Raw genomic sequence first — 26,418 nt, 5'->3', positions numbered from 1 at the left:
ATTGAGATCAGTTTCACTAAACTCCAAATCTCTGATGCATTGCTTTCAGACTGTAATTGCTCTGCTACTCATTTGCTACGGTTCGTTACGCGCGCAAACACCTGCACTCTATCTGAATCAAAAACCGCCGGGCAAGATACCCGGCGTATTTGCTCCGGATGTGGTTTCCTTAAAAGATCATTACGAATACGGTTCGGTTTTTTCGAGCGACGGAAAGGAGTTTTACTACGCGGTGATCATCAATAAAAAACCCCAGATTCGGTGCATACGATTTGAAAACAAGTCCTGGACCGCGCCAAAAACCGTCATTGGCAGCGATCGATACGAGTACAATGATCCATTCCTGTCGCCGGATCAAAAGCGATTGTATTTTATTTCGGATCGGGCGGTCGACGGGCAGGGCGAAAAGAAGGACTTCGACATCTGGTATCTTGAACGAAAAAAAGACGGTTGGTCGACTGTGCCGGTGAATGCCGGCCCCGGCATCAACACCAGCAAGAATGAGTATTACATGTCCTTCACGAAAGCGGGTACGATGTATTTTTCGTCGAATGGCGGCACCGATGCGTCGACGGATCAGAATTATGACATCCGGTTTTCCCGGTTTGCCAGGGGGAAATTTCAGACTTCCCAACCCTTACCTCCTGCTGTCAATACAGCCCATTACGAAGCTGATGTTTTCGTGTCACCGGATGAGCAGTACGTCATTTTCTGCGCCGAGCGCCCGGACGGTTTTGGAAAGGGCGATTTATACATCAGCTTCAAAAGCAAAACCGGCGAATGGCAACAAGCCAAAAACATGGGTTCTGTGATCAATACCAATGCCTATGAGTTTTGCCCTTTCCTAACCCGTGATGGCAAATACCTGTTCTTTTCCCGGGATGGAGATATTTTTTGGGTGGAAACAGCGGTAATCGACGGATTAAAGTAAAAGCGAAAAATTTGCTTTTACCGTTTGCTAAATACAAGGCATAATCCTTTAAAAAGTTTTTGTACGTTTAGTCATGTCATCAATCGCTCAGGCATTACGAAGTACAAACCCAATTCTTGTTTTGTGATTACCCGTTTAAATTACCGCAATTAAAAGTAATAATTTGATACCGGTTCATTACAGATTCCCTACTGTTGCCCATTTTAGTTACGCATACTGTTGATCCATTCATTTCTTTTAAAAAAGCTACGATTACTCAACGTTATTTTTTATTTCATTCCTTTTTCAGTACGATATTCCTGATCATGCACGTTTACACCGGGGCCATTCTCTACGGGTATGGAATTCCATTGGTGAACCGTATTCTTCTTTTTCCAACGCATTGAAACCATGCAAGTTCTCAAGCAAAACAGCAAAGGAGCCGACGTAAAAAAATGGCAATTATTCCTGATCGGGCAGGGTTTTGAACCCGGTGTGGCCGATGGCAAATTTGGCCTGCGGACGCACGAAGCGACGGTTGCCTTTCAAAAGAAAAATAACCTGCTGGATGACGGCGTTGTGGGCAACAAAACCGTTGGTGTTGCCATGCAACTGGGCTTCCCGGTTTTGACCAACCCCGACCCGGCCAAAGAAGGACCCAACTGGCCTCTGAAACCCGATTTCTCCCCACTGGTTGGCATAACCGCCCGTCAGGCATTATTCGGGAAGTTTAAATTCGCGGCTGCGCCCATTCCCGGAAACCCCGAAAACATCAAGATCCTGGACGACTGGGAATCCAAAAACATTGTCAAAGTGACCATTCCGCAATTGATCGGAAAGACCGGTGCTCCTGCCAGTGGCACCATCCAATTCCATCATCTGGCTACTCCCCAACTGGTGTCGATGTGGGCCGAATGGGAGGATGCGGGCCTGCTCGATCTGGTGTTGAGCTACGCCGGGTCGTTCGTCCCCCGCTTTGTCCGGGGCAGCCGCACCGAGTTGAGCAACCACGCTTTCGGTACGGCTTTCGATATCAATGTGCCCCAGAACATGCTGTCGACCATGCCCGCGCTCGTCGGCAAAAAAGGCAGTGTACGCGAACTGGTGCCGATTGCCAACAAACACGGTTTTTACTGGGGCGGCCACTTCACCCGGCTCGACGGCATGCACTTTGAAGTGGCCCAGTTGAAGTAGTGTCCAAGACGCCAAACGTTATTTCCGGTAGTCCAGTGGTGGTTTCCTGTCCCCGGCCAGCGATTTGTAGACGAATCCTTCGCCCCGCGCTTTGTTCAATTCAACTTTGGCCTGCTCGATGACGGCCGGTTGCTGAAAAAGGTCGATGGCCGTCAGCGAGATCGTTTTAGCCGCCACCAGCATCCCTTTAAAACCGATCGACATGCCATCGCAGGCCACCGCCTGCCAGCTATGGGCCGGAACGCCCGGCACCCAGGTAGCCGCCGACAGCCCGACCGTTGGCAACACCCAACTGACATCTCCGACGTCGGTGGACGCCGAACCCACCCCATTCAGCGCATACGGTTGAATGTCGGAAGCCCGGCTTAAGGGCGGCAGACTTTCCGAATTGACGGTTTTCCGGATTTTGTTTGCAAATTCTGTTTCGGCGGGTGAATACTGGTTGCCCCCCACCTGCTCCAGATTCTTTTGCATCAGCTTTGCCAGGGTTTCATTCGGCAGCAGATTATACAGCCCCGCCATCACTTCGTGGGTCATCGTTGTTTCGGTGCCGAGCGCAGCCGCCTGAGCGGTTTTCATCAAACGAGCCCACACTTCTTCCAGGCCTTTCGCCGACGGATGGCGAATGGTGTATTCCACCTCGGCGTAGTCGGGAACGATGTTGGACGTCAGACCGCCTTTTTTGATGACGTAGTGAATCCGGGTGCTGGACGTCACATGTTCACGCATCATGTTGACCATGTAGTTCATCGCTTCGACAGCATCGAGGGCCGATCGGCCTTTTTCGGGGGCAGCCGCTGCGTGGGCCGCCAGTCCGTTAAACTGAAACGTGGCGACGCGGTAAGCGAGAGAAGACGACGGACTCGCGCTGTTGTTATCGCCCGGATGCCAGTGTAGCACCGCATCGACTTTATCGAAAAGACCCGCCTTCACCAGATACGTTTTGCCACCGCCCGCGCCTTCTTCGGCCGGGGTGCCTACCAACTGAATCGTGCCGGATTTGCCGGACTGTTGCAGGTAGTTTTTGGCCGCAATGGCCGCAGCGACCGAACCCACCCCGAATAGATTATGCCCACAGGCATGACCATAGGCATTCGGTACGAGCGGTTTGCGAACCGGCACGGAATCCTGCGACAAACCGGGCAGTGCATCCATTTCGGCCAGAATGCTGATCACCGGTGCGCCTTTCCCGAAACTGGCAACAAAAGCCGTGGGCATATCCGCCACACCCGTCGTGATGCTGAAACCCTGATCCTGTAATTCTTTCTGGAGCAGTTTGCTGGTTTCGTTTTCCAGATAACCGGGCTCAGCCAGTTTCCAGATTCGCTGCGCGAGAGCCGAATAATGGGAATATTGTTTGTCTAATTGAGAAATTGCCGCTGTTTTTTCTTTTTGTGCGCGTGCAGATTGACCTAACAACACGACTACCAACATCGTGAATACTAACTTTATCTGAAACATAAATAGAAATTTTAGATGTAAAATTTGGAGATATTGACAAAAATCAAAATTATCGATTGAATAAGCCTCAATATAAAAGGTTGTGGTAACATTGGCAACAAATTGCAGTCGTCCTCAGGCACGACCAAACGGTTTTAGAGGCATGTTGAACCGGAATTAAGACAGTATTTTTAACGTTAAAAATAACAGCATTTCACACCAGTTTTTCATGCAGGCTACTCCCCTAAACTGAACACGCCAAACAGACTATCGACGGTAGCTTCAACGTCTAATTTCACCTTCCATTTGACGTTAAATAAGACGTTTTTTATAAGGTGATTCTTTACTGTATATTTGACGTTTCAATCAACGTTAATCTGAACAGCATGATTTTTACTTTAGGCGGAATCAAGGGCGGAAGCGGGAAGTCTACCATTGCTACGAACCTCACCGTTTGGTTATCCAGACAGGGTTTTGATGTGTTGCTGGTGGATGCCGACGAACAGCAGACGGCAACCAAATTCACCAAATGGCGGGAAGTGAACACCGACGGAAATAGCGGGTATACAGCAACGGTTTTGACCGGTGATGCCGTCCGTCAGCAAGTGGCAAAATTCAAACCCAAGTTTGATCACATTGTCATCGACTCCGGGGGACGCGACACGATGAGCCAACGGGCGGCCCTGTTCGTGTCGGATGCGCTGCTGGTTCCTTTTAACCCGCGCAGCTTCGATTTGTGGACCATTGCCGATGTCGAGACGCTGGTGAGAGAAGTCCGCGCACTGAAACCCACCGACCTCCACGCGTTTGCCATCCTCAACCGGGCCGACCCGAAAGGCACCGACAACAAAGACTCGGCGGAACTGCTGCAGGAAAGCCAGGTCATCGAATACGTGGGGCCACCCATCGTTTCACGCAAGAGTTTTGCTAATGCCTCCAGCAATGGTCTTGGCGTCATCGAAAACCAGCCTGCCGATCAGAAAGCCATTCACGAAATCACTCTGGTTTTTAAGATCATTATGGAAAAATTAGGCGCTGAAATAAACGCCTGAAATAACGTTGAAATTTACGTTATTTTTAACCTCCTAAAAAACGTCTGTCATGGCCATATCGAAAGCGCCGGAGCCGCCAAAACCGGAACAACCAACCCGAAAAGTATCCGAGAAAAAAATTCAGCAATTCATCAGCCAGGGAGGCAGTCCGACCGCAAAAAACCGCATGGGCCAGGACGACCCGGAGGAGATGAAGAGTATAAAACTCATTATGACTGCCTCCGAAATGGAGACCATCAAACACCTTCGTGACAAACGCCCCCGGAGCCGCAGCCGGAAAATTACAATCTCCGTTCATGACTGGGTGATTGAAGCCATTCAGGAAAAGATCGAACGCGAAAAGAAGAAATACAATTTGACGTCATTTTAGATGTCTTTTTCAGCGTTGAGAACAGCGTTATTTTTAATCCCGCAAATAACGTCGTTCTCAACGCTAAGATTGCGGTAATATCATACAGAACAGTAAATTTCTGCCAGTTTCAGGTGGCCTTAAGCAGCTCGTCCCAGTTTGCCAGGTCCAAAATCAAATCGCGATTTACTGGTTTTATAAGTCCTCTGCCTTTTCCTCTCCTGCTATTGCCCAAAAGTAAAAAAGCTCGACTTCCAGTTGCTCACCTTGTCAGACGTTATAGCTGACCACCACTTGATACCATCCTTTTTCGCATTCATCCATCGTATGACGGGGGTTATTAAGATTTCTGCCAGATTTAGTAGGATTAAACCAAAAGCCAAGGGCTAATCCCGTGTTGAAGTGGTCTTTTTAATGGATTCGCCCATGAACCTGTGTCTGGTATTTATTTAAAATTTGCAGAGGCAGAGGGCGATTATTATGAGGAAAAATACTTAATTTGTTGAAAATAATTTACAAGTAATCTTGCGAATTATTTTAATTACTATTTAATTTGCATTGTCATCGTTTTTTAATAGATGAAACCATGCGATCTGATTAAGATTGCCACCATCATACCGTCTTACTTGAGAAAAAGTCTTTTTTTATTACGCGCACATCGCATGTCACAATAAACCCAGTGGTTTGTATGTGCATCTCATTTTTTATACTACGCTTTGACAATTAAGAGACTCATCCGGGGTTATATCCGTTAACGCTATTGGCTTTTTCGGTATCCTAAATAAGTACGATTTCACCTTTACCGGGGCGGATTCTATACATTCCTGAACGTTTTAAAATCAATATTGAATGGAACGAAATGATACTGATACCATCGAGATTGTTTTACAGCAACAGGCTGGCATCCGGCAGGCAATCGTATTAAAGCGGAAGAATCAACTAGTTCAGCCAACGTTAGTTGCTTACCTGATTGCCACCGAAACGGAGCTGGAAACCTCCGCCATTCGGTCGGCTTTGGCACCGCATTTACCTGATTCTATGATTCCTTCCCATTATATCTGGCTGAAAGATTTCCCCCGAACCAGTGCGGGAGAAATTGACAAATCGGCTTTGCCAATCCCTGATTTTATGATTCCATTTCCAGAAAATAAAACCGTAGTAACCTTATTTCGTGAACAGGTCGAAAGAACGCCGGATAAGGTAGCCATGACCTTTAATGATAAACAAATAACGTATCAACAACTGGATGATAAATCCAGTCAACTGGCTAATTATCTCAAAAAAAAGAACATAAAAGCTGGAACCCTCGTCCCCATCTGCCTGAATCGCTCGCTGGAGTTGCTTGTGGGCATTCTGGGGATTCTGAAAGCCGGCGGGGCCTATGTACCTATCGATCCGGAATATCCGCAGGACCGGGTCGCCTACATGCTTTCCGACAGTGATAGTTGTCTGGCAGTTACGGATGTTCCCGCCAGTGTTCTACTGAAGGGCCGGGAGAAACTGGAACCGGTGTTTATCGATCGGGACTGGGAGCTGATTGCCCGGGAGTCAACCCAGCCCCCCTCCAATGCGTTCACGCCCCAAGATCTGGCTTACGTCCTCTACACCTCCGGCTCCACCGGTAAACCCAAAGGCGTGCTCATCGAGCACCACAATCTGGTGAATTTCCTCTGGAGCATGATCGATAAGCCCGGCATCACGCCCGGCGATACCATTCTGGCGGTCACCACCATCTCTTTCGACATCGCCGGCCTCGATCTGTTTCTGCCCCTGATCGTGGGTGCCTCCGTCCGGCTGACCGATCTGCCTACCTCCCGCGATGGCCGGGCGTTACTCAACCTGATTGAGAACCACAACATCACCATCATGCAGGCCACTCCGTTCACCTGGCGGATGATGCTCGATTCGGGCTGGAAAAAATCGCTGCCACTGAAAGTGCTCTGCGGGGGCGAACCAATGGCCCAGGATCTGGTGGAGAAACTCACCGGCAAAGCGGCTGAAATATGGAACCTGTACGGACCGACGGAAACAACGGTTTGGGCCACCGTGAAACACATCCGGCTGGGCGAAACGATCACCGTAGGCCGTCCCATCCACAACGTCCTGGTCTACATCCTGGATGAACAGCAACAACCGGTAGCGGAAGGAGAAGTTGGGGAACTGTGGATTGGAGGGGCTGGCGTCGCGCGGGGCTATCTGAACCGCCCCGAGTTGACCCAGGAACGGTTTGTGGCCGATCCGTTTGCCGAAACACCAGGAGGGCGGATGTATCGCACGGGGGATCTGGGGCGGTTTCTGGAAAACGGCGAAATCCTGTGCCTGGGCCGCATCGACCATCAGGTAAAAATCCGGGGCTACCGGATTGAACTCGGCGAAATTGACAACGTCCTGCATCAGTTTCCCGGCGTCAAACAGTGTGTCGTCGATGCCAAGGAAGGCCCGGACGGCGACAAACGCCTGATCGGATACCTTATTCCCGAAGGTGAATTTAATAAACAGGAAGCGATCCGGTTTTTGCAATCCAAGTTGCCGGACTACATGGTTCCGCAATTGTTGATGGAACTGGCTGAAATTCCGTTAACCAGCAACGGCAAGGTTGACCGCAAGGCGTTACCCAACCCCGATGCCTCCGAGCTACTCACGAGGGAATTCATATCGCCGGGTACGAAAGTGGAAAACAACCTGGTGGACCTCTGGAAAGAACTTCTGAAAGTAAGCCACGTCAGCATTCAGGATAACTTTTTCGAATTGGGTGGCAACTCGTTTCTGGCGTTGCGAATGATGCTCAGCCTGAAAGAAAAATATGCCTATGAATTGCCCGTTACCACCATTTATCAATACCCGACGGTGGCCGGGCTGGCCGGTTTTCTGGAAGGTAAAAAAGGAAATTCCAGCCCAAAACGTAAGGCCGTAAACCGGGCGGGCAGTTCGGGTGACATCGCCGTCATTGGCATGGCCGGGCGTTTTCCCGGTGCCAATACGATGGAGGAGTTGTGGACGGTTTTGAAGGAAGGCCGGGAAACCATTTCCTATTTTACCGATGAAGAACTGGATCAATCGTTGCCCGCCGAACTGACGCAGGACGAAAACTACGTGAAAGCCCGGGGCGTCGTTTCAGGTGCCAGTGAGTTCGACCCGCGCTTTTTTGGCCTGAATCCGAAACTGGTCGAACTCATGGACCCCCAGCAACGGATTTTCCTTGAAATTGCCTGGGAAGCCTTGGAACATGGCGGTTATTTGCCCCAAAAATACGACGGACTGATTGGGGTCTATGCGGGCTGTGGCAACAACACCTATTACTACAACCACGTGCTGACCAATCCAGTCCTGATGAATCAGGTCGGTAGCTATCAGGTGATGACCGCGAATGAAAAAGATTACATCGCCACCCGGACGGCCTACCAACTGAATTTGACGGGGCCTGCGGTTAGCGTTCATTCCGCCTGTTCAACGTCGCTGTTGGCAATCGCGCAGGCCGTCGACAGCCTGCGCAACGGCCAGTGCGATGTTGCGTTGGCGGGTGGGTCCAGTATTCGGGCTCCGTTGATGAGTGGTCATCTCTACGAAGAAGGGTCCATTTATAGCCGCGACGGGCATTGCCGTTCGTTCGATTCGGATGCACAGGGAACGGTTTTCAGCGATGGCGCGGGGGTGGTGTTGTTGAAAAATGCCGAAGCCGCCCGGCAGGATGGCGATACCATCTACGCCATCATCAAAGGAACCGGTGTCAACAACGATGGGAGCGGCAAGGGAAGCTTTACGGCCCCCAGTGCCGAAGGACAGGCGGGGGCCATCCGAATGGCGATCGACGATGCCCGCATCGATCCGGCGACCATCAGCTACGTTGAAGCCCACGGAACGGCCACCCCCATCGGTGATCCCATCGAAATTGAAGGGTTAAAAATGGCTTTCGGGAATCAGGTTCCCACCCAATATTGCGCTATCGGTTCCATTAAAAGCAACATGGGGCACCTGGACGCTGCCGCCGGAGTAGCCGGATTTATTAAAACGACCCTCGCGCTGCATCACAAACAGATCCCGGCTACGCTCCATTTCTCGACGCCAAATCCGGCCATTGATTTTGCCAACAGCCCGTTTTTTGTGAATACTGCGTTTGGTGCCTGGCCAGCGTCGGTTTCAAATCCTGAACAACCCCGCCGGGCGGGCGTCAGCTCTTTCGGGGTGGGTGGAACGAATGTTCATATCGTACTGGAGGAGTTTGTCAGTGAGGTACCAACACCCGTTACCGATCCGGCAGAGCCACAACGCCCGGTTCAATTGATTACCTGGTCGGCCAAATCGACGGCCAGTCGGGAAGCGTATGGCCCGCTTCTGGCAGCGCACCTGCAGCAAAACCGTACCTTGAATCTGGCGGATGTGGCGTTTACCCTGCAAACCGCCCGGGCGGATTTCAACCACCGGCGATTTGTAACCGCTACGTCGACGGAAGCACTAATCGGGCAATTACGACTCGAAAACGGCCCGGCATCGAGCCAGAAAACGCTGCAGGAACCACCGGGCGATGTGGTCTTTCTTTTTCCGGGTCAGGGCGCGCAATACCTCAACATGGGCCGTGACCTGTATGAGAACGAACCGGTTTACAAACAGGCCGTAGACCATTGTGCCGACCTGCTCCGGGAACACCTGGAGGTCGATATCCGCCAGGTTCTTTTTCCCGACGAGACCAACCGGGAAACGGAAGAACGACTCAAAAATACGCGGTTTACGCAGCCTGCCATCTTTGTTACAGAATATGCCCTGGCGAGGGTATGGCTGAGTTGGGGCATCGAACCCACGGTTTTCTGTGGGCACAGTATCGGTGAATTTGTTGGTGCTCACCTGGCCGGTATTTTTTCGCTGGAAGATGCCATCCGGCTGATTGCGGTTCGCGGCCGCTTAGTGAGCGAACTTCCTGCGGGCAGCATGCTGTCGGTGCGGGCTGGCGCGGAGCAGATGACCGCCCTGATGCCCGAAACCTTGTCGGTGGCGGCTTTCAACAGCCATTCCCTGTGCGTCGTTGCCGGTGAAGATGAAGAAATCGCCTGCTTTGCCAAACTCCTGGATCAAAAAGAAATACCGAATCGGGTGCTGGCAACGAGCCACGCTTTCCATTCGAACATGATGGATTCGGTCGTTCCCGTCTTTGAAGAAACCGTTCAGCAGGTTCGTTTACACCATCCGCGAAAACCGGTAATTTCGACGGTAAGCGGCACCTGGCTGACGGATGCCCAGGCGACGGACCCGGCCTACTGGGCCACCCACCTCCGCTTGCCCGTACGCTTCGCCGATGCCCTCGACTCTGTTTTTGAATTGAACCGACCGGTGCTGGTTGAAGTGGGGCCCGGCAGTGGCCTGACCACCCTGGCCCGCCAGCAGGCGGGTTCCAAACCGGCTGCGCTGGCCACCAGCCTGGACCAAAAAGGCGTGTCAACCGATTACCAGGCGTTGCTGAACGGTCTGGGTCAGGTGTGGCTACACGGCCTGGAACCTGACTGGGATGCGTTCTACCGCCATCAAAACCGATCAAAAGTAGACCTGCCCACGTATGCTTTCGATCGAAAACGGTATTGGGTCGATCCTCCCAAACCCGCAGCGTCCGCAATCAGTCCGTCAGCGGGTTCGGGAATACAAGTACTGGCAGATAACCGGTCTGAGGTCGCCCGCCCCCTAACCACCAGCCGCAAAGCGGTTCTTCTCCAAATCGTACGGGAAAAGCTGAAGAACGCATCCGGCATTGGGGTCGATCAGATGCGGCCGGAACTGAGCTTTTATGAAATGGGGCTGGATTCGTTGCTGCTGACGCAGGTATCCTCCACCCTGAGAAAAGAGTTTGGGTTGCCCATTACCTTTCGCCAACTGAATGAGGAATACGGCACACTGGATGCCCTGGTGGCCTACCTCGACCGGGACTTACCGACGGGAGCTTATGAGCCTCAGTCACCCACTCCTGTGTCCCAACCGACTCCGGCTCCCGCCCAGTCAGGAACTGCCGTTGTAAACCGTGATCCGGCTATGGATCAGATGGCCCGGCAGTTGCAGATTTTGACCGAAAAGATTGAATACCTCCAGAATACCCTTCAGAACCTGCCGTCCCTGGCTTCCCAAACCGTTCTGCCGGGCCTGAACGGAGCCAGCAAAGCCAGTTCTGTCAAAACCCCGGAGGCCGTCGTTGAACGACCGAAAACCGTCTTGAAAATGCCCCGATCCGAGCGATCTGTCCCGGACTATGCGTTTACCGAACCACCCGTTCCGGGAGCCCGACTGGGCAAAGACCGGGATGGCAATCCGGCGTGGTTCATTTCAGATCCCGAGAAACCCGGGAGCTATTTACAGATCATACTCTAACCAGAATGGTAGCAAACTTTACGATGCCTAAAACGATAGCGGTTGATTTTGACCCTTTTGCTGGTCCCGAAATTGCGCAAATAGCACCGTCTACCGGGCCGCAAACCGAAATTTGGATCGCCTGTCTGTTGGGGGGAGATAATGCCAACCGATCCTATAATCTAACGAACTCGCTGCGGTTGGAAGGGTCGTTTGATCACCGGGCCATGACCCAGGCGATTCAGGCGGTGGTTGACCGACACGACGCTTTACGGTCTGTCGTCAGCCCCAACGGCGAACACATCTACGTCTACAAAGCGCTGCAGATTGAAATTTTCTACCAGGATCTTTCCCGCAACCCGGCCAGTCAAAAAGACCGCTTGCTCGCTGACTATCTGGAACAGGACACGATGCATGTATTCGACCTTTTGCAGGGACCCTTACTGAAAGTGGGTCTGTTCAAGGTGGCGGATCAGGTGCATGAACTGGTGCTGACCACGCACCACATCATCAGCGATGGCTGGTCGATGGGCGTCATTCTGAACGATTTGAGTGTATTTTATTCGAATTTTGTCAACAATACCCATCCCGACTTACCAGAAGCGCCTTCGTTTGCGGAATATGCCACGCGACAGTTTCAGTATCTGAGCAGTGATGACTACCTCCGGACGGAAGCGTTCTGGGTGAATCAGTACAAAAAGAAGATACCGGTTTTTGACCTGCCCACCGATTTCCCCAGACCAGCCTCCCGCACCTTCGACTGCCACCGCCTGGATTATACGCTCGAACCGGCGCTGGTGACCGCCGTCCGGAAAGTGGCCGCAAAAGCCGGGTGCAGCTTTGCCACCACCCTGCTGGCGGCTTTTGAGGTATTGATTCACCGGTTGAGCGGGCAGGATGATGTGATCATCGGTTTGCCGACGGCCGGCCAATCCATCACGGATTACCAGCAGTTGGCGGGGCATTGTGTCAATTTGTTGCCCTTGCGCAGCCAGATCGAAATGGGCCTCGGTTTTTCTGACTTTTTAAAACAGTGTAAAAAATCGGTTCTCGATGCGCATGAACACCAGCGCCTGACGTTTGGCAGTCTGTTGAGAAAGCTGAACGTACCGCGCGATATTTCCAGGGTGCCATTGGTGCCGATCATCTTTAATTTCAATCGAAAGGACGGCGATTTCAGCTTCGTCGGACTCTCCCACCAGGTCGTATACCAACCCAAAAAATACGAAAATTTTGAGCTGTTTCTGGATGTCAGTGGCGACGATCAGGCACTTATGCTGAATTGGACGTATAACACCGGATTGTTCAAGGCACAGACCATCGATCAGATGATGAGCGGTTTGGTTCGGATTCTGGAAACCGTGGTGGCCGATGCATCCATTGCCATTTGCGACATCGATTTCAAAGCCGGGAAACCGCTGAAAAAGAATTGGGTTCCATTAAACTATACCAAAACCGATTACCCCTTTCATACACCGACGCAGACGCTGATTGCCCAAACCGCCCGCCAGCAGCCGGATAAAATTGCGCTCGTCTTTAACCGGCAAAAAATAAGCTACCAGGTTTTGAATGAAACGGCCAACCAGCTCGCCCGCTACCTGACCCAGCAAGGCGTTCAGCGCGGAGACATCGTTGGCATCATGCTGGATCGGTCGCCGGAAATGGTCATGATCCTGCTGGCGGTTTTGAAAGCCGGTGCTGCCTACCTCCCGCTGGACCCCGACTACCCCGCGGATCGTCTGCAGTTTATGCTGGAGGACGCATCGGCCAAAACGCTGGTGACCTCTGAAAAATACCACCACTACCTGAACACCGATACGCCGGAAATTCACCTGGAAACCGCGTTACAGGAGTCAAAAAACCATTCCAAGGACGAGCCGGAACAAGTTGTGGAGGGGAATGATCTGGCGTATGTTCTCTACACCTCCGGCTCTACGGGCAAACCCAAGGGCGTGCTTATCGAACACCACAACCTGGTGAATTTCCTCTGGAGCATGATCCAGCAGCCCGGCATCACGCCCAACGATACCGTCCTGGCGATCACGACCATTTCCTTTGACATTGCCGGGCTTGAACTGTTTTTGCCCCTGATTGTGGGAGCCTCCATCCGGCTGGCCGATCAGGCCACCGCCCGCGATGGACGGGCCTTGCGCGAACTGATCGAAACCCAGACCGTCACCATCATGCAGGCCACCCCCGCCACCTGGCGGATGGTGCTCGATTCGGGCTGGGACAAACCCCTCCCACTGAAAGTGCTGTGTGGGGGCGAACCGCTGGCACCGGACCTGGCCGATAAGCTCATCGAAAAAACCGCTGAACTCTGGAACGTCTACGGCCCCACGGAAACGACGGTGTGGGGGACCCTGAAACACATCCGAAAGGGCGAACCGATTACGATCGGCCATCCCATCCACAACACCTGGGTCTATATTTTGGATGAACAGCAGCAGCCGGTTGCCGACGGCGAAATCGGGGAACTGTGGATTGGGGGCGCGGGCGTGGCGCGGGGCTATCTGAACCGCCCCGAGTTGACCCGGGAGCGCTTTGTGGCCGATCCGTTTGCGGGGACGCCGGGAGGGCGGATGTACCGAACCGGCGATCTGGGGCGGTTACTGGACAACGGCGAAATCCTGTGCCTGGGCCGCATCGATCATCAGGTGAAAATCCGGGGACACCGCATCGAACTCGGCGAAATCGAGAATACCATCCATCAGATCCCGGAAGTCAAAGAAGTGGTGGTCATTGCCCGGGAAGACCGGCCCGGCGACCAGCAGTTGGTGGCTTATGTCGTCTCCGAATCCCCGGAAATTAACCAGGCCCTCCCGAAAGAACTGGTTCAGCAGTGGAAACAGCAACTCCGGCAGCAGCTTCCCGACTACATGGTTCCCCGCGCTTTTGTGGCGCTGGCAAAATTCCCGATCACCGCCAACGGCAAAATTGACCGGAAGTTACTGCCCGCGCCCGCGCTGAGCGAACGGGATCATGAAACCGGTTTTATGGGTCCGCGAACGGATGTGGAAAAACTGGTGGCCGAAATCTGGACCGAGTGTTTGAAAATTGAAAACATCAGTGTGTTCGACAACTTTTTCGAACTGGGTGGCCATTCGCTGACGGCCGTACAGGTGATGAGCCTTCTGGAGAAAAAAACCGGTAAAAACCTGCCGTTGGCAACCCTCTTTGAATATTCGACGATCGAAAAACTGGCGTCGACCCTGCACATGAATGGCCGGTCGGTCACCTGGGATTCGCTGGTACCGATCAAACCGCACGGCAGCAAAATTCCCCTGTACATTGTCCACGGCGCGGGTCTGCACGTGCTGCTGTTCAACACCCTGGCCTTGAGCATGGACCCCGATCAACCGGTGTATGGTTTGCAGGCCAGGGGAATCAACAGCGAGGACCAGCCGCTCGAAAGTATCGAAGAGATTGCGGCCTATTACATCGATGCCATCAGGGCACAGAATCCGGAAGGCCCGTACGCTTTGGCCGGTTATTCGTTTGGGGGGATCATCGCGTATGAAATGAGCAAACAACTCCGCAAGATGGGGAAAGAAGTGAAAATGCTCGCGATGTTCGATACGTATGCCTACCAGTCCAATTTTTACGATCCCTGGCCCGCGAAAGCCTGGCAGAATACCATTACCGCGATCAAAGAGCGGCTGTATGTGCTGACGTTATTGAAAGAAAACCCCCGCGAAACCGTAGTCAATGTAGCCAAATCGGTACAGAATAAAGCAAACCGGCTTTATCGAAAAATTCGCTACAACGAAGACCATCTGAAAGTGTTCCATGGCAATTACTATAAAGTAAATGAAGCCAACGAAATCGCGTCCCGCAAATACCGGCTGGAACCCCAGGAGATTACGGTAACCTTGTTTCGGGCTAAAAAACACAGCTATTATGTAGATGATTTTGAATTTCTGGGCTGGAAACCGTTTGCTTTAAATGGGATCACCATTCACGAAGTTCCCGGCGACCATTTCAATCTGTTTACGTCGCCCAACGACAAAGAATTTGCCCGGATCTTGCAGGAAGTTCTGGATCGCTTAACCTAACACCGGTTTTTACTTTTTCACTTCGGTACACGATGGCAATCATTACGAATCTTGATCCCGAACGAAGAATTCTACCCCACGGAACCCTGTTGGTCGAAGAGGTTTCCATGGACGAGGAGGTTTGGTGTGCGGTGGAAGAATTTCTGGAGAAAAACGGGAAAGTCAATGAACTGTATTTAAATACGAATTTTCACATCAACACCGAAGGCAAGTGCATCGTGCATTTGTCGAAGAAAGCCTCGGTTTGAGGACGGAGATGCGGGCGGTTTAGCGTTCGATTCCGGCCTTACCGCCACTGCATCAGCGCCGAATTCAGCGCATCTTCGACCCGTCGGCGGGGTTTGTGAAAATAGATCATGCCGTGTCCGGGCAGCATCAGATCGGTGTCCACTTGGGCAAACCGGCGCAGCGACTCGGTGTAGCTCTTTTTGTCGAAATCAATGGAGCCACTCCAGCCAAAATCCCCGCTCAAGAGCGTCCCGATCACGTCGCCACTGATGACGACCCGCTTCTGCTCCCAGTTGAACAGGTAGGCTGTGCAACCCCGGCTGTGGCCGGGCAGGTGCATCACGTCGATTTCCAGACCCGGCAGCGCTAGTTTCTCGCCGTCTGTCACGCGTCGATCCACTGCAAATGGCCGGAATGTTTTGTGGTATAGATACCCGCAGCAGCGTTCGTCGCCGGAAGCAACGGCATCCGCCGTTTCGCCCAGGGCAATGATCGGAATGCCCCGCTGTTTCAGAAGGTGCCCACCACCGGCATGGTCGAAATGGGCGTGGGTCAGGAGGCAATAGCGAATGTCGTCCGGCGAAAGATCCCAATACCGCATGTTGGTAAAAATCTGCTCCATGGTATCCCCGCAGCCACAATCGAACAGAATCAACCCCTGCCCGGTCTTTAAAACGTACGAATTAGCATCGTTCCACAGCGCCCCCGGCTGGTCGAAGGTGATGCCGTTCAGGTCACCGCCGACCTGAAAGAGATTTTTTAAGATTTGCATAGCACTTGGTTTGTCGCGGGTGAACCCGCCCGGATGTAATACGGTTTTGCCCGGCCATTCGGGCTATTCCGGCCGTTTGAAAAACGAATCTTTGGGCCACATTCCACTTGGGCCTGTGAAGTCAGTATTATTTTTAGACCAAATCCTAAGTAAGTTGCCGGGCTGTCCGCAACATTTCTTACTTTTCCGGCTTAAACACAAACATCCACTTTATGGAAATCAAACGCAATGCCACCGCCCATTGGGAAGGTTCAGGCAAAGATGGTAAAGGTACCGTCAGCACCGCCAGCACCGTTCTGGACGGAACCCAATATTCCTTCAACACCCGTTTTGCCGATGGCGTAGGAACCAATCCCGAAGAACTGGCGGCTGCCGCCCACGCGGGCTGTTTTGCGATGCAACTCGCCTTTAACATTCAGGGAGCCGGTTTTACGGCCACCTTCATCGACGCCAAAGCCGTTGTTTCGCTCGATACCGCCAGCAGCAGCATCAGCAGCTCGAAGCTGACCGTGAAGGCCAGCGTTCCGGGTCTGGAGAAAGAAAAATTTGACGAACTCGTCGAACATGCCGAAAAGAACTGCCCGATTTCAAAGTTATTCAATACGGCCATCAGCGTAGACGCGACGCTGGAATAAGGTTATTTGTTTACTACCAAACCGCCTTCCTGATTGGAATAAGAAACGTTTCTTATTCCAATCAGGAAGGCGGTTTGCTTTTCAGGACCACACAAGCGGATTAACAACCAATTGATATAACTATTATCATTTTTAATTTTATTTATAGCTCTTTCCAACGATTACGAATAAAAACATGTCTATCTGTAAAAATCTATATCTATCCCTTACTTAATCTTTTTATCCTATGCACGCCTTATACCGCTTCCTGCTCCCCAGTTGTTTCCTCATCCTGCTCGGGTCCTGCACCGTTCAGGATCACCTGAATCCCGAAGAGTCGAACCCCTGCCGGGTTAGTTACATGCTAAATCAACTGGATACCTACCTGATACCACCCGGAGAAACCGTCACCCTGGGGCAGCAGGTAACCGGCATTTCCGGAAGTTATTTTATCGTAGCTGATATTCTGGAGCTCAATGGTCAGCTGTATGCCGTTAGCGGTAAATCCGAAGTAGCACGAACGGGTGGAGAAGAAAGCAATGCTGCGTTTGAATATGATTCGCAGGGAAGGCTTTCAAAGGCCGTCATTCGCTACCGAAGACCGACCGCTACCATTACCACCGTCTACGAGTACCTTTCACCGACGGAACTCCAGATAACCCAAACCGATGATTACGGGACTTATCCGGTTCCCCCTTCCTCTACCAAAATAGTACCCCTGAATAGTCTGGGTCTGGTAATCGACCCCAATGTAACCTACGATGCCGAAGGGTATGTTACCCGGCGGGGCTCCACCAACTACAACATCGTAAACGGAAATGACATTGGCACCGATGCCGAGCGCTATGAATACGATTTGACAAAACCCAATCCGATCCCAAATCCGTTTTTTTTCAATGGTAAAAAAGATAAAAATCTTCGGACTGATATCATTTCGCTCGACACCAGCACAAAAACCGAGTTCGATCTGAAGTATATTTACGACGACCAGGGCAATCTCAAGTACGACATTCTGATGTTTAACTATCCTGACACCGATCCCCGGATGCGCGTTCATATCAACAAATACGAATGGAGCTGCCCGCAGTAGCGCTGGCGCAGTATCAAACACTACGCATCGTTTTTGGCGGAGACGGGGAACACGATCAATTTTCATTGAATATTCCCATTTCTGGCGTATCATTTGTGGTGGAATATATTAGATAGGCAATCGATTTCGTTCTATAGCGAAATGACCTATTATCTATCTATTTTTCAACCGTTGAAAAAACTAAAGGGCACAATGAGACTCATCGTCGTTTTTTTCCTCCTTGTAGTGGGTATATCTTCCTGTAAAAAAAGCGATTCTGAAGCGGATAATGTCGATCCAAGAGAACAGTATTACGGCACCTACGACATTGATTATTCGTCAAAAACCATCATCGGATCCATCGATTTTAATGAAGACAGCGGAAAAGGAGTTCTCACCTTCAGCAAAGGAGATGCGTCGAATGAACTGAAAATGACCACCGAATTTCCGGGATTCAGCACGGCGACGGATGTCGTTAAATTAGATGGAACCAAGTTTACGGTTAACCGTACCCGCGACCAGATGTCGCTGGGCAACAAACAGTACGATGCCGAATTCCTGGGTTCAGGCCTGTTCGAAGGTCGGCTCGTCACCGTCACATCGGTCACAACCCTGAACCAAAATGGCACTGTAGCCAAATGGACCCGTTCATACAAAGGAATGAGACGATAATCCCGCTTTATTTTACAGAAAGTCCACCCGGTATCAATCGAACCGGGTGGACTTTTTTGTTTACCGACGTTTTTAGCGGTATTTTTACTTCCATCACAACCTTAACCTCTCCGACTCAGTGGCTGTCTATACCGACCATATCCGCCTTCTTTTTGGACTGAAATTAAAACAGATTCGGTTGGATAAAGGGTTGTCGATCAGTGAACTGGGCCAGATTTCCGGTCTTTCGGTTTCGTATTTAACCGAAATTGAAAAAGGCCGCAAATACCCCAAAACGGACAAAATTGCCGCCCTCGCCAAGGCAATGGACGTGGACTATGACACGCTGGTTTCGCTCAAACTCAGTAAGAAACTCGAACCCATTTCCGAACTGCTTCGCTCCCGGTTTTTAACCGAAATCCCGCTCGAACTGCTGGGCATCGACCCCTCCGATCTGCTGGAATTGCTGGCAGAAGCCCCCGCCAAAGTCAGTGCCATGATTTCGACGGTGATGAACATCGGGCGGAGCTACCACGTCAGCGTCGAACGGCTTTATATGGCGGTGCTGCGGTCGTACCAGGAAATGCACGACAACTATTTTGAAGACATCGAGCAGGACGGCGACCGGTTTTTAACGGAGTTTGCCTCAAGCCATTCGCTGGTCGACGAAAGCCTGTTGAGCAGCTTGTTAAGAACCCGGTATAATTATAAAATCGTGAATTTCAGCCGGGAAAGTCATCCGGAACTGGCGTCCCTGCGTTCCGTCTTCCGCCCCGAATCCGGTACGCTCTACCTCAACAGCCACCTATCGATTGAACAAAAAACGTTCATTCTGGCCCGCGAAGTGGGATTTCAGTACCTCAACCTGAAAATCCGGCCGTATACGTATTCGTACGTGGAAGTGGAGTCGTTTGAGCAGATTCTCAACAACTACAAAGCATCTTATTTTGCCGGAACGATTCTGATTCGCCGGACGGATCTGATCACACGGTTACAGGCTATTTTTGACCAGGCCAACTGGAGTAACGAAGCCTTTCTCAACCTGATTCAGTCCTTCAACGCCACGCCCGAGCGGTTTTTCTACCGGCTCAGCAACCTGCTTCCCAAATATTTCGGCATCGATCAGTTGTTCTTTTACCGGTTTAACAACACCGCCGGGCAAACCAATTTTCACCTGACCAAAGAAATGCACCTGACCCGTCAGCAGGGTCCGAAGAGCATGGTCGATGAGCATTACTGCCGCCGGTGGGTGGCCCTGACGATTCTGCAGGAACTGGCGTTTCTGCAAAAGAGCAAAAACCACGTGGGGGCGTTGTGCCAGGCCCAGCTTTCGACTTACGCCGATACGGGGAATACCTTCCTGATTGTGTCGGTCGCCCAGCTTTATCAGCCTCACCAGCAACAGAATATGAGTGTGTCGATGTGTTTTAAAATGACCGACACACTGAAAAGTAAAATGCGGTTTTTAAATCCCTTATCTTCTAACATCTCCCAACGAATAGTCAACGAAGCCTGCGAACGCTGCGGCATTTTCGACTGCCGCGAACGCGTGGCTGCCCCCACCGGATTGCAGAAAAAACGCCAGGTCGATGCGATGAAAAAGGCGCTGGAGGAGTTGAAATGACGATCATTGACCATTGACGATGGTCGATGGTCCATCGTCCACATCCCCTCACTTAAAAGCCGGAATTCCCGTGATTTCGTTGCCCAGGATCAGGAGGTGAATGTCGTGCGTGCCTTCGTAGGTGACCACGGATTCCAGGTTCATGAGGTGGCGCATGATGGGGTAGTCGCCCGAAATGCCCATCGCTCCGTGAATCTGCCGGGCTTCCCGTACGACGTTCAGGGCCATTTCGACGTTGTTCCGCTTGGCCATCGAAATCTGTGCCGTGGTGGCTTTCCCTTCGTTTTTCAACACGCCCAGCCGCCAGCAGATCAACTGCGCCTTCGTGATTTCGGTGAGCATTTCGGCCAGTTTTTTCTGCACCAGTTGGAAAGCCGCAATGGGTTTTCCAAACTGCTGCCGTTCCAGCGCATACCGCCGGGCGGAGTCGTAACAATCCATAGCCGCGCCAACCACACCCCAGGCAATTCCGTACCGCGCCTGATCAAGGCAGCGCAACGGGCTTTTCATGCCGTCGCTGCCAGGCAGCAGGTTTTCCTTCGGCACTTTCACATCCTGAAACACCAGTTCGCCCGTTGCGCTGGCCCGCAACGACCATTTGCGGTGAATTTCGGGCGTCGAGAAGCCTTCCATTCCGCGTTCGACCAGCAAGCCACGGACGCGTCCCTGCTCGTTTTTTGCCCAGACCACCGCCAAATCTGCCACCGGTGAATTGGTGATCCACAATTTAGAACCGTTGAGCAAATAATGATCGCTGTGTTCCGTAAAGGCGGTTTGCATGCCAGCGGGATTGGAACCGTGGTCGGGTTCGGTCAGGCCAAAACAGCCCAGCCATTCACCCGTTGCCAATTTCGGCAGATACTTCCGCTTTTGCTCTTTGGAGCCAAAGGCATCAATCGGCCACATCACCAGCGAGCTTTGCACCGAAACACAGGAGCGCATGCCCGAGTCACCCCGCTCGATCTCCTGCATCATCAGACCGTACGAAATGGCATCCAGCCCACCCCCGCCGTATTCCACCGGAATGGTGGGGCCAAACGCGCCAATTTCGCCAAACTTCCGGGGCATGTCAGCCGGAAAAACCGCCCGCTGGGCGCAGTCTTCAATGATCGGACTAATTTCGCGATTCACAAAATCCCGCATGGCCGACCGGACGAGCTTCTGGTCGTCCGTCAGCAGTTCGTCGATTTCGAAAAAATCCGGTGCTTCAAAACCGGTGGCGTTGTGAAAAGTTGGCATAGTACGTATTGGCCCATAAACCAGTTAGGTCTTGAAGACCTAACTGGTTTGGTAGAACGAACAGGTTTTACGTTTTCGATGTCGACCCCTTACTTAATGATGACCCCAACCTCAGCCGCCGACGCCCAGTGTTCGTTTTCATTCACCGACGAAAGCGCTACCAGTTTGAAGAATTTTGCGGTCTGAGGAGTCGGAAAAGCCACCTCCTGTTTCACCGGATTGTTTTTAATGTTGGCAAACGAGCGGTTTTCCAACACTGGTTTCCAGTCGGTTCCGTTTTCACTCACGAAAAAACTATACTGGTAAATCGTCCCGCCCGACTGGCCATCCTGCCGGGGCGTGTAGGTAAATCCTTTTAGCGTCAGGCTTTCGCCCAGATTGACGACCAGTTCGTGCGGATGTTTCTGGCTCCCATCCTGCCGGGCAGTTTGCCAGACGGTGCTGGGGTTTGAATCGATGGCCCGGCTGGCTGAATTCCGGCTGCTTTCTGCACCGACGACCGACCACTTTTCGGGAGCCAGATCGAACGAAGCCGGGATGGTTTCCGACGCTTCGGCGCCATTTTTGATGAACGCTTTGGCTTTGATCGTACCGCCTTTGGCAAAATTGAACGGGGCCGAATACCGCGCCGATGCCAGCGTTGGCTCGCTTCCATCGGTTGTATACCGAATAACCGGATCGGCAACTTCCGACGTGATCGTCACCAACCCCTGTTTGCTCCGGGCGATTTCGGGGTTCGACAACAGCTCCGGTGCTTTGTAAATACCGACCGACGACAGTACCGGGCAGGCGTTGGCGTCGAGAATCGTGATCCGCACTTTGGCGGTTTTCAGGGTCGGGAAAACCAGAATCCGTTTGTAGCCAATGGTCGTTTGCTGGTCGATGGTTTCGAATTGTTTCCCGTTCCAGGCTTCCACTTTGAACGACTTGACGCGTTGCCCCAGCGGAATGTATTCCTGCAACACCACGCGGTTGATTTCGGTCGGTTTTCCCAGGTCAACTACAAACGAAGACTGCCGAACGGCGTCATCCGTCGTCCAGTAGGTGTCGTAGTTGTCATCGAGCAAGTTGCTGGCAGCAAACTGTTTATCTTTTCCCCGGTATGCCGAAGCGGTTACGGTTTTTCCAAGCGCCAGATTCGTTTTAAAAGAAGCATCGACGGTTTTGCGGAATTCCATCAGCCGCGTCGAATCATTGGGGTGGATCAGGCCTTCGCGTGAAACCGGTACATTCAACAGCAAATTGCCATTGCGGCCCACCGACGAATAATAAATCTTCATCAGGTGCGTCAGGGTTTTCACGCGATCGTCGGTGTCGGGGCTGTAAAACCAGCCCGGCCGAATCGACACATCGACTTCCGCCGGAATCCAGTACTTTCCGTTTTCATTTCCGGTATTCAACACCTGGGTAGAGGGGGCGGCACTGCCCATGCCAAAACCGTCGGTGTTCAGCGTCGACCAGTTGGTTTCACCGGCAATACCGGATTCGTTCCCCATCCACCGGCAACCCGGACCTATATCACTGAAAATGATGGCTTTTGGTTGATGTTTAAATACCACGCCCCGGAACAAATCCCAGTCGTATTCGTGGCGTTTTCCGTTCGGTCCTTCGCCATTGGCTCCGTCGAACCACTGCTCAAACACGTCGCCGTAGCTGCTCAGTACCTCATCGAGCGTGTTGGCAAAAATCTGGTTATACTCCGGTGTACCATAGGCGGGGTGGTTGCGGTCCCAGGGTGAGAGATACACGCCAAATTTCAACCCGTATTCCTTGCAGGCATTCGACAATTCACGCAGAACATCGCCCTGACCGTTTTTCCAGGCACTTTCCCGCACGGTGTGTTTACTGAATTTACTGGGCCACAGGCAAAAACCGTCGTGGTGTTTGGCCGTGATGATGATCGCTTTCATGCCAGCCGCTTTGGCAGTTTTTGCCCACTGGCGGGCATCCAGGCGCGACGGATTGAAGACCTTAGGATCTTCGTCGCCGTGGCCCCATTCCTTGTTGGTAAACGTGTTCGGACCAAAATGGATGAACATGTAATATTCCATTTGCTGCCACTGCACCTGCTGGGGAGTTGGTAGGGCGCCGTAGGGCGCGGGGGGCGCGGTCTTTTGCGCGTTGACGCTTAACGCACTGAGTAATCCTAAATAAAGAATTTTTTTCATTGATAAGAGATTGTCGTCTTCCCGCCCGGTCAATGATCAAAGACTCTGACCGCAGTGGCAAACGTAGTTACTTGTTTTTCAAACGCTAACGAACTATTCGGCTGATCAAACACTCCGGGATAGGTTGGTAAAAGTAGTGCGGTTTTTACCAATTCATTACTCCTTTGACTGGTTTTTTCAATGTGGCAGGGTGGATCGCGAAAGCCACCGCGCTCAGGGTCTTCGACCGCTGACCGGGTTACATTCGCTTATTTGACTAATTTTACCAAAAAATACCTAAATAATATAAGAAATACCTGCGAACCCGGAACACCCTCGTGTTGTTGAAGAAGCAGGAGTTTTCATGTATGATTCATTCGCTTTCGTTAACCCTCGAACCCGATGTTGCCCTGGATGATGCGGCTTTCGAGCGGGAAGTCTATAACCGTTTATTGATTCCGGCGGATCTGCTGACCGGAGCGGAACCCGAACGCCCTGTTGTTCGGAAACTGCGCCAGTCCATCGACGCCCGCTCCCGGCACGTTAAAGTTCATATCGATGCTGAAGTGTACGTTGGCGAAAAACCGCATCCCCTGATTGCCTACCAACGCACGTATCCGGCCGTCAGCAATGCCCGGCAGGCGGTGGTCGTTGGTGCCGGTCCGGCGGGGCTATTTGCGGCCCTGCGGCTGGTCGAACTGGGCATCAAACCGGTGGTGCTGGAACGGGGTAGCGATGTCCGGACCCGTCGGCGCGATCTGGCAGCCATCAACAAAGAGCACGTTGTCAATCCCGAATCCAACTACTGCTTTGGCGAAGGCGGTGCCGGAACCTATTCCGACGGTAAACTCTACACCCGCTCCAAAAAACGGGGCGATGTTCGCCGGATTCTCGAAATTCTGGTCGCCCACGGAGCCACGGAACAGATTCTGGTCGATGCCCATCCACACATTGGTACCAACAAACTGCCCGATGTGGTGATGGCGCTCCGGCAAAGTATACTCGATGCAGGGGGCGAAATCCGGTTCGATACGCGCATGGTCGATTTGCTGGTTGAACAAAACGAAATCAAGGGCGTTGTTACTCACCAAGGCGAAGAAGTAACCGGACTGGGCGTCATTCTGGCCACCGGTCACTCGGCGCGGGATGTGTTTGCGCTCTTGCAGCAGAAAGGCATCACCATCGAAAGCAAACCGTTTGCGATGGGTGTCCGGATCGAACACCAGCAGTCGTTCATCGACCAGGTGCAGTACCACCGTCCGAATCGGGGAGATTACCTGCCCGCGGCTTCGTACAGTCTGGTGACGCAAACGCGGCATAATGGCGTCGAGCGGGGTGTTTTTTCGTTCTGCATGTGTCCGGGTGGCTTCATTGTGCCAGCCGCCACCGCGCCGGGCGAACTGGTGGTCAATGGCATGTCGCCTTCGCGCCGGGATTCAAAATTCGCGAATTCGGGTCTGGTGGTAGCCATTCACGAAAACGATTTGAAAAAATACCGGGACTATGGTCCGCTGGCCGGTTTGCAATACCAGAAAGAACTCGAGCAACGCGCCTGTCAGTTGGCCGGGGGCGATCAAACCGCTCCGGCCCAGCGGGTTTCGGATTTCGTCAACGGACGTATTTCCAACAGTTTGTTGCCCACATCGTATCAACCCGGCCTGAAACCGGCCGATATGAGTACGGTGCTGCCGGAAGCCATTGCCGGGCCACTGAAGGCCGGTTTGAAACAGTTCGGCCTGTCGATGCGGGGGTATGTGACGAATGAAGCCCAATTGATTGGCGTGGAAAGCCGGACATCGTCGCCCGTTCGGATTCCGCGGCAACCCGACACGCTCGAACACGTGCAGATCCGGCGGCTGTTTCCTTGTAGTGAAGGAGCCGGGTATGCGGGCGGCATTGTGTCGGCGGCTATGGATGGTGAAAAATGTGCTGAACAACTGATAAAATGTTATGGTTGATCCTTCGTTTCATAGCTTCGCCAGCGCCCTGCGGGACCGGCTGGCCGAACCACTGCCCGGCCCGGACGCCCACCTGAAAATGGCGGCCCGGTCGCGCTTGCGAATGGCGATGCAACCGAACGAACGGACCCGCCGGAGCGCCGTTCTGATTGTCTTTTATCCCTACCAGAATTCGATTTTTTTACCCCTGATTCTGCGCCCCCAATATGACGGTGTTCATGCCGGTCAAATGGCCTTTCCCGGTGGCCGCATGGAACGCACCGACGAAAGTCTGATTCGGACGGCCCTGCGGGAAGCGCAGGAAGAAGTCGGCATTCGGGTGACGGATGTGAAGGTGTTGGGCAAGCTGACCGAGATTTACATTCCCCCGAGCAATTTTTACGTTCAGCCCGTGGTGGGCATCCTTCCCTACCGCCCGGATTTCTACCCCGACCCGCGCGAAGTCGAACACGTTGTTGAGGTATCGTTAGACGAATTGATGGACGAAAGCATCATCGGTGAAAACGGCATTGAAATCAAAGGCACCCTCATTGACGCTCCGTTTTACCAGATTCAGGGTTTCAAGGTGTGGGGCGCAACCGCCATGATGATCAGCGAATTGCTGACGGTTATTCATTCCGTTCCGAAGTAAATTAGTAAAATCCAATCTGGGATTCTATTTGAAAGTTATTATATTTGTGATATAAGTATCACATATCCTGGATCGCAAAATGAATACGAACGAAACCTTCAGGAAGCCGGAAATTGTGCCTTTTTAAGCCTGGCTTCAAAACCGGCACCTCTTTTGTTCTT

At 52.2% G+C, this 26,418-nt stretch carries 17 protein-coding genes; 13 read left to right on the top strand and 4 right to left on the bottom strand.

The window, feature by feature from the left end:
• Positions 1-34: 34 nt before the first annotated feature.
• Positions 35-931: a hypothetical protein gene (locus ACO064_RS29375; RefSeq protein WP_421830742.1), complete on the top strand. Its 897-nt coding sequence runs from the start codon at positions 35-37 to the stop codon at positions 929-931.
• A gap of 390 nt (positions 932-1,321) precedes the next feature.
• Entirely contained in the window at positions 1,322-2,104 is a 783-nt protein-coding gene (locus ACO064_RS29370) for a M15 family metallopeptidase (RefSeq protein WP_421830741.1), read from the top strand.
• Positions 2,105-2,122: 18 nt separating this feature from the next.
• Here ACO064_RS29370 and ACO064_RS29365 read toward each other — a convergent pair whose 3' ends face one another.
• Positions 2,123-3,565: an amidohydrolase gene (locus ACO064_RS29365; protein ID WP_421830740.1), complete on the bottom strand. Its 1,443-nt coding sequence runs from the start codon at positions 3,563-3,565 to the stop codon at positions 2,123-2,125.
• 365 nt (positions 3,566-3,930) lie between these two features.
• On the opposite strand from ACO064_RS29365, the gene ACO064_RS29360 reads away from it, so the two are divergent.
• The 5 genes from ACO064_RS29360 (at position 3,931) to ACO064_RS29340 (ending at position 15,572) form a co-directional block, all read left to right on the top strand.
• Positions 3,931-4,596, top strand: coding sequence for an AAA family ATPase (locus ACO064_RS29360; RefSeq protein ID WP_421830739.1), 666 nt, complete (start codon positions 3,931-3,933; stop codon positions 4,594-4,596).
• 49 nt (positions 4,597-4,645) lie between these two features.
• Complete coding sequence (locus ACO064_RS29355; RefSeq protein ID WP_421830738.1) at positions 4,646-4,966, top strand: hypothetical protein; 321 nt, start codon at positions 4,646-4,648, stop codon at positions 4,964-4,966.
• 828 nt (positions 4,967-5,794) lie between these two features.
• Positions 5,795-11,290, top strand: a complete 5,496-nt coding sequence (locus ACO064_RS29350; RefSeq protein WP_421830737.1) for an amino acid adenylation domain-containing protein — start codon at positions 5,795-5,797, stop codon at positions 11,288-11,290.
• Positions 11,291-11,313: 23 nt separating this feature from the next.
• Positions 11,314-15,324, top strand: coding sequence for a non-ribosomal peptide synthetase (locus ACO064_RS29345; protein WP_421830736.1), 4,011 nt, complete (start codon positions 11,314-11,316; stop codon positions 15,322-15,324).
• Positions 15,325-15,356: 32 nt separating this feature from the next.
• Positions 15,357-15,572 (top strand): hypothetical protein, encoded by a 216-nt coding sequence (locus ACO064_RS29340; protein ID WP_421830735.1) that lies wholly within the window; start codon positions 15,357-15,359, stop codon positions 15,570-15,572.
• Between the two features lie 38 nt (positions 15,573-15,610).
• Here ACO064_RS29340 and ACO064_RS29335 read toward each other — a convergent pair whose 3' ends face one another.
• Entirely contained in the window at positions 15,611-16,324 is a 714-nt protein-coding gene (locus ACO064_RS29335; RefSeq protein WP_421830734.1) for an MBL fold metallo-hydrolase, read from the bottom strand.
• 212 nt (positions 16,325-16,536) lie between these two features.
• On the opposite strand from ACO064_RS29335, the gene ACO064_RS29330 reads away from it, so the two are divergent.
• The 4 genes from ACO064_RS29330 to ACO064_RS29315 all read left to right on the top strand — a co-directional run bounded on the left by ACO064_RS29330 (position 16,537) and on the right by ACO064_RS29315 (position 20,282).
• Positions 16,537-16,959 (top strand): OsmC family peroxiredoxin, encoded by a 423-nt coding sequence (locus ACO064_RS29330; protein WP_138994117.1) that lies wholly within the window; start codon positions 16,537-16,539, stop codon positions 16,957-16,959.
• Between the two features lie 226 nt (positions 16,960-17,185).
• On the top strand, positions 17,186-18,028 hold the full coding sequence (locus ACO064_RS29325) for a hypothetical protein (protein WP_421830733.1): 843 nt from the start codon (positions 17,186-17,188) through the stop codon (positions 18,026-18,028).
• 192 nt (positions 18,029-18,220) lie between these two features.
• Positions 18,221-18,679, top strand: a complete 459-nt coding sequence (locus ACO064_RS29320; RefSeq protein ID WP_421830732.1) for a hypothetical protein — start codon at positions 18,221-18,223, stop codon at positions 18,677-18,679.
• A gap of 118 nt (positions 18,680-18,797) precedes the next feature.
• On the top strand, positions 18,798-20,282 hold the full coding sequence (locus ACO064_RS29315; RefSeq protein WP_421830731.1) for a helix-turn-helix domain-containing protein: 1,485 nt from the start codon (positions 18,798-18,800) through the stop codon (positions 20,280-20,282).
• A 48-nt stretch (positions 20,283-20,330) separates the two neighbouring features.
• Here ACO064_RS29315 and ACO064_RS29310 read toward each other — a convergent pair whose 3' ends face one another.
• Together ACO064_RS29310 and ACO064_RS29305 are read right to left on the bottom strand one after the other, a co-directional pair.
• Positions 20,331-21,521 (bottom strand): acyl-CoA dehydrogenase family protein, encoded by a 1,191-nt coding sequence (locus ACO064_RS29310; protein ID WP_421830730.1) that lies wholly within the window; start codon positions 21,519-21,521, stop codon positions 20,331-20,333.
• A gap of 89 nt (positions 21,522-21,610) precedes the next feature.
• Positions 21,611-23,689, bottom strand: coding sequence for an alpha-L-fucosidase (locus ACO064_RS29305; protein WP_421830729.1), 2,079 nt, complete (start codon positions 23,687-23,689; stop codon positions 21,611-21,613).
• A 347-nt stretch (positions 23,690-24,036) separates the two neighbouring features.
• On the opposite strand from ACO064_RS29305, the gene ACO064_RS29300 reads away from it, so the two are divergent.
• Both ACO064_RS29300 and ACO064_RS29295 read left to right on the top strand, forming a co-directional pair.
• The gene (locus tag ACO064_RS29300) at positions 24,037-25,626 is read left to right on the top strand and encodes an FAD-dependent protein (RefSeq protein ID WP_421830728.1); all 1,590 of its coding nucleotides are present in this window, start codon (positions 24,037-24,039) and stop codon (positions 25,624-25,626) included.
• On the top strand, positions 25,619-26,257 hold the full coding sequence (locus tag ACO064_RS29295) for an NUDIX hydrolase (protein WP_421830727.1): 639 nt from the start codon (positions 25,619-25,621) through the stop codon (positions 26,255-26,257). Before ACO064_RS29300 ends, ACO064_RS29295 begins: the two co-directional genes overlap by 8 nt.
• Positions 26,258-26,418: the final 161 nt, after the last annotated feature.

This window comes from Larkinella sp. (genome assembly GCF_965227735.1).
In the GTDB taxonomy this organism is placed as follows: domain Bacteria; phylum Bacteroidota; class Bacteroidia; order Cytophagales; family Spirosomataceae; genus Larkinella.
Note: the sequence above shows the minus strand (reverse complement) of the source record. Positions and strands in the feature narration are given on the sequence as shown.